This is a genomic window from Anoxybacillus eryuanensis (assembly GCF_051200995.1).
GTDB lineage: Bacteria > Bacillota > Bacilli > Bacillales > Anoxybacillaceae > Anoxybacillus > Anoxybacillus tengchongensis.
Genome location: NZ_JBPODS010000023.1, coordinates 1 through 10,602, shown reverse-complemented (window position 1 = coordinate 10,602; position 10,602 = coordinate 1). Strand labels below are relative to the sequence as shown.

Below are 10,602 nucleotides of genomic sequence, written 5' to 3'. Positions count from 1 at the left end.
CTGTTGAATGACAAAAAAGTCGGGTACTTGACAAAAAAGTCGGGAACCGGACAAAAAAGTTGGGTACCGAACAAAAAAGCCGGGAACTGAAAGCCTGTTGGTGAATCCAGCAGGCTTTGGTTTTTCCTATTACTGTTATTTGACAAAAAAGTCTTGTCCTGTAAAACTCGATCCGATTTTTACTAACGGGTTCGGATTTGAATTACAAAATAATAAATAACTATTTAAAAAGAGGTGCAATTCGCACCTCTCTTATACATATATTAACAAGCAAATTAACTTTTTAAATAAATGTATTTATAAACAATTTCTTTTTTACTAATTCGCTTTTATCACATTTTGCAATTTTTCCATCACTCGTGATAAAGATGAGATTGAATTTATTGTCTCGAATCCTTCAATATCTAAAGAATGATTTGCATTTTGAATAATCTCTAAATTTAAATTTGTCTTTCTCAATTGTTCAAGTTTATTTGAATCGTAATGCGGGTCTTTATCTCCAATAACAAGAAGTCCTTGATGCTTACTGTTCTGTATAGATTCGAAAATTAAATCAAATTTTAATAATGGGGTAAGTAATATCATTTTCGACTCTAAATAAGACTCTCTTTTCATTATTTCATTAGCAATAGGAATTGTGCCGAGTGATTTACCTAAGAAAATTGTTTCGGTATATTGTCCATTTTTAAGTACGTCCAAAATAACAGGATTTACATCATTCATAATCGTTTGTGTTATATTTTCAAGAGGCTGTTTAAATAAATCTTCATTATATGAATAATGAATATGGACGACATCAATTTTATTTTGAAGCATCGTCATTGTTGCATAATAAAATAGTGGTTTATCATATGTGTATCCTGCACCAGAAAACATAAAACAAATAATTTTAGAACCTGTTTCAATATGTGTATAACTAATTTTTTTATCCTTTGTTTGTAAAGACTTTTTATTAACTTTCACCGATTTCCCCTCCCGATTATTTTTATTATTTTAACACCATTTACCATTTTTGTTTTTAATACTCATTTACTGTCTTATTGAACTAACACATCAGTTAGTTAGAAATTATGACTTTAATACTTTAATTGTAATAGCTAATGCACCCACTGTTTTTCTTGTTCTGGTGAATATATCTTATATGTTGCTTCTAACATTTCCTCCATTGTCCATCCTTCACAGCCAAAGTCTTTAAACGGAATATCTTCATACAGTTCTTTGAATGTATCGTAATTTCTTAATTCCAATACTTCAATTTTTAACACTTCGTTTTCTTCAGGCACTTTAATAAATTCAATTGTATCTCTAATTTTAATCTTTCTTCTTTTCTCATCGTTTAATCGCACCTCAACGGTATTCTCACCTGTTTTAATTAATCGAAAGGGTTCTTCATATAATCCCATTTTGTGTAGCATTATTACTTCACCCCAATAGAAAATTCGATACTTTCACTTATACTTTCTTCTTAAACTATTCTGCCTCTTTGGTTAAATAATCCTCTACAAATATATTAACATAAAATTCCATATAACCTTAAAAAAATCATCCCATTTTGGCAAAAATATGAATTGATGAACATGAAAGATTAAATATTCAACAATGAAACACTTTGAACACAAGCGGATTCCGTAAATGCTTTACGGATTATGTTGTTGAGGGTTTTGAAAAGAACCAAGGATTTTTTGGGAAAATCTTAAAAGATGATATATTCTATGAACAGATTGAAGGGTACATAGCAGAACATATTTATTTTATTTTGTTTTGTTTTGTTTTGGATTTGCTAATCTGGGCGGACTATTGTTCGTGAAAAATAAAGTTGTATAAGGTTTTACCCATTTCTGAGTTTATACTTAGAAATGGGTTTTATTTTTATTATCTTTTAAGTATTTTCTGAAAATAAAACGGAAATGACTGATAGTAAAAAAATTGGTGAGGGGAGAAACATGTATGTAAATAATGTGCGTGAGGCTTTGGATCGACTAACTGAGGATGAATTCGAGGAATATTTAAAGAGATTGCGGTTAGTATTGAGAAAAAGGTACAAGAAGAATGTAAAGCCATCGGACTTAAGAAATCGAGTTAAAGAATTCATTAGCGGAAAAGATCCAAAAATTGATTATTTTGAATCATATTTATTAACATTCGATGAGCTTTCAGTAAATGGAGCGATAAATGCATTACATAATAAAAAAATAAAAATACCAAAAACATGGAGACAACTGCTATTAAGTGTAACAGAAGATCGGACATTATCACCTGAAGTTGTAAAACATTTGGAGGACGAACAAATATTATCAGAGATAAAGGCATTGTTTTATAATTCCATTGAATATTGCAAAAACGAAAATAGGGATCAATTTTTTACAAATTTGTATATCTTTAATAATTTTTTGAAAATAAAATGATTTATCAACTGACCTGTTCAAGACAACAGGTCATTTTTTTGAAATTTTTGTTGTTTAAAAATGACGTTTTTTGTAAATAATGATAGAAAAATGTCATTTTGAAATTACCTAAAAACAATTTTATTTCATAAATCAATCATTTACCGCATTTAAAGATACACAAAAAAATATTTCTTTAAATTATTTTTTCTAAAAAATATTTTTTGTCTAAAAATGGGAACTGGGAAATTTTATGGCATGTATAAGGAAACTTGTCTGTCTATGATAGGAACGTGAAGGTTTTGCATCAAAGGAGTGGCATAGATGGCGAAAAGGAAAACAGAATTAACCGAAAAGAAAATCGCTGAAATGGAAAAAGAAGGTCGTGGTCAAGGCAAGGGAGAGAATTATAAACCTTGGATATATATTCAGGATTTTCCTTCAAGTGGTCTAGTGACTAGGGGGAAAGGATGGAAAACCAATCGAATCCATCACTTTTTATCCAAATTAGAACGGGATTATTTCTATGTATTGGAATGGAATCGTTCTGTTGTTGATATACGAGAACAGTTTCCATTAAATCGCGAAGATACATTGTTTATTGCCACAAACAAAGGCATTAAACATCCAACAGATCCGAAATCCCAAATACCAATTGTCATGACCACTGATTTTCTTATCACGGTAACCACTTCAGCAGGCACAAAACATTATGCCCGGACAATAAAACCATCAAAAGAACTGGAGAACAAACGAACCATTGAGAAATTAGAAATTGAACGTTCCTATTGGGAAGATCGTGGGGTTGATTGGGGAATTGTCACGGAAAAAGAAATGCCTAGGAACCTGATTGAAAATGTTGAATGGTTACATTCGTCCTATTTTGGTATAGAAGGTTTGCCTACATCAGCACTTCATACTTATGCTCAACAAATGAAATCATTCATTAAGAAATATAATACCTCGATTATAGAAGTGGTAACAGAATTTGATAACACATTTCAATTAGAAAATGGAATGGGATTAGAAATCCTTAAGTATTTAATTGCTCGCCGAGAAATACGTGTAGATATTAATCAAAAGATTCACACACACCTTTGGGTGGAAGATGTTTTCAAACTAGACTTTATATAAGAAAGAAGGGATCAAATGTTTGTAATAAATGACATCATCAGTATTGAAGAAGCTAGCGGCAAGAAACAATTGGAGCGTATCCTTTGGATTGATGAAGGTAATGTAATCTGTTACACCATCGATATTGAAAAAGAAAAAGCACTGCCCATCAAGCGGAAAATCTCTGATTTGCAGCAATTACACGCGGAACAATTATTATCGTTTATCGATAATGATCCTTATGGTTTTATCTATCAAGATGAGGAACAACTTCCTGAAAAAAATAAAATGTTGAGAGATGAACGTTGGGAATGCATCAAAGACATGGTTTTACAAGAGCCGGAAATATATGAAAGCGAAACAAGGGGTTATCTCATTCGAATGGCGATGGAAAAGACGGGCAAAACCAAACGGTTACTTTATAAGTACATGGTTCAATATTGGCAAAGAGGTAAAGTGAAGAACGCTTTGTTGCCCGATTATAAAAATTCTGGCGGGAAAGGGAAGGAAAAGACTTGCACAGATAAGAAAAAAGGACGACCACGAAAATTTGCTACAATAACCGGCGAAGGTATTGTAATAACCGATGAGATTAAAAGAATTTTTGAGGTTAGTGTGAAGAGGTTTTATCATACTGCGAAGAAAAATCCTCTAGCAACGACCTATGAACAAATGCTTAAAACCTTCTTTGTGGTGGATTATCGATATGATAATGGCATAAAAAAGCCCATTCTCCTAGAACAAGATAAACTTCCGACACTAAGGCAGTTCCGATACTGGTACGAAAAGACCTATCAATCGGAAGAAAAACTTCGAAAAAGAAAAGGTAATCGGAGATACGAATTAGAGGATCGGGCAGTGTTAGGAACTTCCGTTGGTGAATTGTATGGACCTGGAACAAAATATCAGATTGATGCAACGATTGCAGATGTTTATCTTGTCAGTTCTTTTAATCGAAATTGGATCATCGGTCGTCCTGTCATTTATGTAGTGATCGATGTATTTAGCCGTATGGTTGTGGGGTTGTATGTAGGACTAGAGGGACCATCATGGCTTGGGGCAATGATGGCACTTGCCAATACTGCCAGCGATAAAGTTTCCTATTGTAAGCAATACGGTATTGAAATAACAAAAGACGAATGGGATTGTCATTACCTTCCTCAAACGCTATTAGCCGACCGGGGAGAATTAGAAGGATACAATATCGAACGACTTATTTCTGTTTTTAATATGAAAGTAGAAAATACACCACCGTACCGAGCGGATTGGAAAGGAATTGTCGAACAGCACTTTAAGACCATTCATACAAAAGTCAAACCATTTTTACCTGGCATCGTGGATAGGGATGCCATGGTACGAGGTGATAGGGATTATCGTTTAGATGCCACGTTAACATTGGAAGAATTCACAAGTGTGATTATCCGATGTGTCCTCTATCACAATAATCACCATTGGTTGAAACACTATAATCAAGATGAAATGATGATTCAAGATGAGGTCCCACTGATTCCTCGCGAATTATGGAAGTGGGGTATAAAAAATCGTTCCGGCAAACTCCGTTCTTATTCAGAAGATATCGTAAAACTTAACCTCCTTCCAAGGGCAAAAGCTAGAGTGACGTATAAAGGAATTGAGTTTAAGAAAATGCGTTACAGCAGTGAAAGGGCATTAAAAGAAGGTTGGTTTGAAGAAGCCAGACAAAAGAGTTGGCAAATCCCTATTTGTTATGATCCAAGAAACATGTCACACATTTATTTGCCTAGCGAAGACGGTCGAAGCTATGAAGTAGCTACTTTGCTTGATCATCAAAAGAAATATCATGGAAAAACAATCGAAGAAGTAGAATATTTGTTTGCTTATGAAACGTTGAAACACCAAGAATATGCTCATGAAGAAATTCAACAAAAGGTGGATTTGGCAAGCGACATCGAACACATTGTTCAAAAAGCAAAAAAGTTAGTTGATCAAGAAAAAATAGAAATGAGTAATGCCCAAAAAGTCAAAGGAATTCGTGGGAATCGTTCAATGGAAAAAGAAGAGAGAAGGAAAGAAGAAGCCTTTTTATTAGCGGATTCTGACCAATCGACTCAAAGAACTATTTCAGAAGAACATGTCGAAGACACGCAGCCGAAAAAGAGCGTTTCCAGAATCGAGTTATTACGACAAAAACAAAAGGAGAAGTTGATGCATGCAAAAAACAGTCAATGAAACACAGATTCTGCATGGTAAAACAGTAGTTGATGCGATTTATAGCCCTCAGATCGTTCAAGATTATGAAAACAATCCATTGATTGAAGCACTTCCTCCTATTCTTACGGAGGAAGAAGTAATTGAACAAATATCCGTATTCCCTCCATTTAATGAAAAAGAACGTTCGTTGAATGCTAATTATCGATTTCATTGTGTGCAGAGGCTGTTTCAATACTTTCAACCATTTGAAAAACATTTAGACCTTGAACAACGAATTTCAAGAGCCATCCGTCAAGGGTATCTGCACCGAAATCCAATGCAAAAAGAAGAAGTCATGAGAATTCATGAAAGTTACCAAGCGATAAAAGAGGGGAAATTTTTAAAGAGCTATCAAACAGAAACAAAACGAACAGCAGCTGGCTTTACGCTTATTGGTCTTTCAGGAATCGGAAAATCGACCGCAATTGAAAGAGTGTTATCTTTTTATCCGCAAATTATTAAGCATCATGAGTATCAAGGGAAACCATTTATTTTTACTCAGATTAGCTGGATGAAGCTGGACTGTCCGTTCGATGGTTCATTAAAAGGCTTATGTATAAGCTTTTTTGCAGAATTGGATCGATTGCTGGGGTCCAACTATCTAAACAAATTTGGATCGCAAAAAAATACCACAGATTTAATGTTACAACGAATGGCTCATCTGGCAAGTCTCCATGGGATAGGCTTACTCATTATCGATGAGATTCAGCACCTCAGTCTTAGTAAGAGTGGCGGATCGGACAAAATGCTGAACTTTTTCGTCACATTGGTTAACACCATTGGTATTCCTGTTTTGCTGGTTGGAACAAATAAAGCTGTTTCGGTTTTACAAAGTGAATTCCGGCAAGCAAGACGGGGAAGCGGACAAGGGGATATGGTTTGGTCCCAGATGCCAAAAGATGAGTCATGGGAGTTATTTGTCGAAGGTATGTGGGAATATCAGTGGACAACCAATTATACACCGCTAACCAGTGAATTCAGTGATTTGATTTATGAGGAAAGCCAAGGAATCCTCGATATTGCTGTCAAACTCTTCATGCTATCACAGGTAAGAGCGATTGCAACAGGGGAAGAAAAATTAAGCAAACAAATCATCAAACAAGTGGCAAACGATAGCTTAAGGTTGGTTCGACCGATGTTAAAGGCATTGAGATCAGGAATTCCAAGTGAGATTGCCAAATACGAAGATATTCGTCCCATTGATATTGATGAGGAAATTGAAAAATATAAAGCCTCCATTGATTTGCAAGAAAAGATTCGCATTCAAAAGAAGATACAAGAACAAAAACGTCAAAAAAGGGAGCAATCCCTTTTAGAAGAGGTGACACTGCAACTGTTAGCTATGGACTTTGAGCCCAAAGAAGCCCAGACTGCCCTAAAGAAAGTCTTTAAAAAGTTTGGCGAAGATATTGAAAAACCAATGGTGATAAAAGAAGCGATAAAACTCCTTATTGAAAAGGATGAGAAGAAAGACAATGCTCAAATCAAAACCAAGAAAGCCAAATCAAAATCGGAAAATTATTTGGGTCACTTAATGGAAGAAGCAAGGAATAAGAAAAAATCAGTTCACGAATGGTTTCTTGATAAAAACATTGTCAAACAACCTTTAGATGATTTTTGGGAGGAAGATGACCATGCTACTTTGGTTTCCAACGCCGTATCCTGATGAGCTTCTATATAGCGTATTCGCGAGGTATCATGTGCGGTCCGGAAATACAAGTCCTAAAATGACGACCGAAGAATTGTTTGGAAAACGGACCATCCGATCAGTTTGGGACTTACCAGCCAATTTGAATACTTTGTTGAGTCGAATGGGTCCTTATTGGGATGCAGATAACCTAATTTTTAACCATACGATGTATTCGTATTATGCAGCCTTTTTGCTTCCAAAGCAGGCAGATCAAGTAAAAAAATCCATGATGGATGATAAAGGGAGTACCATTCACACCCGTATCGGAGTTTCAGCAAGTAATGTGAAAACAAAAACGAACCTTTGGGTGTGTAGTGACTGTATCAAAGAGGACATGGACACGTATGGCGAAACGTATTGGCATCGTATCCATCAAGCTCCTGGCGTGTTTATTTGTCCAAAACATGAAACGATATTGGAAGAAACAGCGGTATCTACAAAAACTGAAAACCAACATGAATATGTAATCGCAACCCCTTTTATTGAAAGAAAACGGATGAACCTGGATGGGTTGCAAAAAGAAGAACTTCAGTTGCTTTTAAAAATTGCTCAAATAACGGAGTCCCTGCTAACAAATAGGCATCTCCAGACACAAGATAATACCGTTAGGGAAAAGTATGTTGAGCTTTTAAAACAAAAAGAATTTGCTAGTCCTAATGGATTTGTAAAACGTGATAAATTATATCAGAGCTTTACTTCAAAGTTTTCCGACCGCTGTTTGGAACTTTTACAGTCTCCAGCATTGTTCGAAGAAACCAATTGGTTAACGATGATATTTCAAAAACACCGGAAGTCCTTTCATCCGATACGGCATATACTAGTCATGCTGTTTTTAGAAACCGACTTGAATCATTTGTTTAATAAAGAGCAGTATCATCCTTTTGGTAAAGGTCCTTGGCTATGCTTAAATGTCGCATGCCCCAATTATCATAAACCAGTTGTTACATCTTTAACGATAACCAGATGTTATGATACAGGGAAACCGGTTGGAACATTTCGTTGTGACTGTGGGTTTGTTTTTTCAAGGAGAGGACCTGACAAAAACAGGAATGATCGGTATCGTATTGGTACGATAAAGGAATACGGTAAGGTTTGGAAGGATAAACTGACCGAATTAGTGAACGAAGGGTATTCACTTACAGATATATCAAAAGAATTACAGGCGGACCGAGCAACAATCAAAAAGTACGCTGCCGAATTAGGATTAAAAGTACCATGGAAATTACTGAAAATCGAAAAGGAAAACCAAAAAGATCCACTGGAACGATACGAAGCCCAATTAGCCGAAAGAAAAAATAAATGGTTTGAGCTACAAAAGTTATACCCTGAAAAATCAAAGACGGAATTACGAAAAATGGCACCTGATGTTTATGCGTTTTTGTACCGAAATGATCGTGATTGGCTTAATAAATATTCTCCTTCAAAGAAAAGAATTCAACCCTCTAAGCAACGTGTAAATTGGGACAAGCGAGATGAAGAAATCTTAAAAATGGTCAAGGAAGCTGTTCGGACATGGGATTTGGGAGCTGAGAAGCCAACAAGGATTACAAAGACAGCCATTGGCAAGAAAATCAACTACTTGTCCTTACTTGAGAAAAAAGGTGATAAATTACCCAAAACCATGAATTATATTTCTCAAGTAGAAGAAAGTTTAGAATTGTTTCAAATGAGACGGGTGGAATTTGTAATCGAGAAATTAAAACAAGAGGGACAACCTATCATTGAATGGCAAATTTACAAAAAGGCGGGGCTTCGACCGACTGTTTCAAATGAAGTGAAAAGGTTTATCTCATTAAAAGTAACGGAGTATGAAACTGTAAAATAATATACGACAACAAATAGGACTTCTTCATCATAAACAGTGAAGGGTCCTTTTTTAATTAAAGATTAGATTAAAATAATTGAATTTATTCATCAGAAATATAAAAAAAGAAGGAAAAATGTTCTTTATTGTCGAATATTGACTTGTTATATAAAGGAAAAGTGGGATATATTTTGAAAAACGTAATTGTATATGTTGATTATGAAAATATTCATTTAATTCTTAAAAAGTATTATACAAATGCTCAAGAAAAGGATTTGTTTAATAAAATTAGAAATTATTGTAATGAAAACTCGCTAAATATTTTGGATATAATTGTTTATGCCAACTTTGATCTTAATGACTTACATTTATCTCATCATCAAACATGGTTGCTACAACATAACGTAGAAGTAAGACATACTTCAAACAAAAGTAAAAACTATGCAGATATTCAAATTGCAGTGGATGTTTTGGAACAAGTATATACCAATGAGATTGTTGATGGTGTTGTTATTATCTCGAGTGACAAGGATATGATCCCTTTGGTAAAAGCAACTAGGAAAAGAAACAAAGATGTTTTTCTTATTACAACTATCAAGGACTACGATTATGGTGTAGATGTTTTTCCGACAAAACATGAGTTTTTAGAGAAAATACTTGACATAAAGGATGAAACAACGGGTCAACCTATTAGTGAACCAATACCAAAAAACATTAAAGACGAGATATACAGCAGTTTTAGTTCTTATGCAAGAAAGAATTACTCCGACTTCTCTGCGGGGAAACCTTACAAGCACATCGAATTAGATTTTTATATTCAGGATTCCTCGGCATGGTACAAGTTATTCACATATGAATTTGCTCGATATCTGAAAGCATTAGAGGAAGAAAACAAATTGGTTGTTTATCAATATAATCATTATGGTAAAAAATGTTATGGTATTACAATCAAGGAACTAATATCGGAATTAGTGAACGAATCGATTATTCAAGCTACTGATATTCAAACTTCATATATAAATGACGAGTTTATAAAAAGCCTTTACGAAAAAAAATAAAATTTATTGACTTTTTTTATAAAACCTGCATATAATACAACTAAAGAAAGAAGTTGTTTAAGAAAAAAGCAACGAAGATAAAAGTAGTTGAGAAAAAAGTAGCTGAGAAAAAAATTTCTGAGATAAAATCCCTTATGGGAAACAAAAAGGTGACTTTTTAGTCACCTTTTTGTTTTATAATTAATTCAAGTTTTGAGTACCCGACTTTTTTGTCACGCAAAAAAAGTCGCGGTACCCGACTTTATTTTTTACGAAATGTAAAATCGAACGTAAGAATGTGGGCTTTATCGTTTCACAGTACCCAACTTTTTTGTAATTTAACAA

The 10,602-nt window shown here is 34.3% G+C and carries 8 protein-coding genes; 6 read left to right on the top strand and 2 right to left on the bottom strand.

Annotation, left to right across the window (positions count from 1 at the left end; genetic code table 11):
* Positions 1–318 precede the first annotated feature (318 nt).
* Both HNQ84_RS13990 and HNQ84_RS13985 read right to left on the bottom strand, forming a co-directional pair.
* Complete coding sequence (locus HNQ84_RS13990; protein ID WP_074044757.1) at positions 319–963, bottom strand: alpha/beta family hydrolase; 645 nt, start codon at positions 961–963, stop codon at positions 319–321.
* Positions 964–1,097: 134 nt separating this feature from the next.
* Entirely contained in the window at positions 1,098–1,415 is a 318-nt protein-coding gene (locus HNQ84_RS13985; RefSeq protein WP_435622439.1) for an ASCH domain-containing protein, read from the bottom strand.
* Between the two features lie 528 nt (positions 1,416–1,943).
* On the opposite strand from HNQ84_RS13985, the gene HNQ84_RS13980 reads away from it, so the two are divergent.
* The 6 genes from HNQ84_RS13980 (at position 1,944) to HNQ84_RS13955 (ending at position 10,278) form a co-directional block, all read left to right on the top strand.
* Complete coding sequence (locus HNQ84_RS13980; protein WP_110107462.1) at positions 1,944–2,405, top strand: hypothetical protein; 462 nt, start codon at positions 1,944–1,946, stop codon at positions 2,403–2,405.
* Between the two features lie 303 nt (positions 2,406–2,708).
* Complete coding sequence (locus HNQ84_RS13975) at positions 2,709–3,518, top strand: TnsA endonuclease N-terminal domain-containing protein (RefSeq protein WP_144329973.1); 810 nt, start codon at positions 2,709–2,711, stop codon at positions 3,516–3,518.
* 15 nt (positions 3,519–3,533) lie between these two features.
* Positions 3,534–5,705, top strand: coding sequence for a TnsB C-terminal domain-containing protein (locus HNQ84_RS13970; RefSeq protein WP_435622438.1), 2,172 nt, complete (start codon positions 3,534–3,536; stop codon positions 5,703–5,705).
* The gene (locus tag HNQ84_RS13965) at positions 5,686–7,392 is read left to right on the top strand and encodes an AAA family ATPase (protein ID WP_077429749.1); all 1,707 of its coding nucleotides are present in this window, start codon (positions 5,686–5,688) and stop codon (positions 7,390–7,392) included. Before HNQ84_RS13970 ends, HNQ84_RS13965 begins: the two co-directional genes overlap by 20 nt.
* Positions 7,361–9,241, top strand: coding sequence for a TnsD family Tn7-like transposition protein (locus HNQ84_RS13960; RefSeq protein ID WP_185968144.1), 1,881 nt, complete (start codon positions 7,361–7,363; stop codon positions 9,239–9,241). The genes HNQ84_RS13965 and HNQ84_RS13960 overlap by 32 nt, the downstream gene beginning before the upstream one ends.
* Positions 9,242–9,411: 170 nt before the next feature.
* Positions 9,412–10,278 carry an NYN domain-containing protein gene (locus tag HNQ84_RS13955; RefSeq protein ID WP_185968145.1) on the top strand — a complete coding sequence of 289 codons (867 nt, stop codon included), beginning with the start codon at positions 9,412–9,414 and terminating at the stop codon, positions 10,276–10,278.
* Positions 10,279–10,602 lie beyond the last annotated feature (324 nt).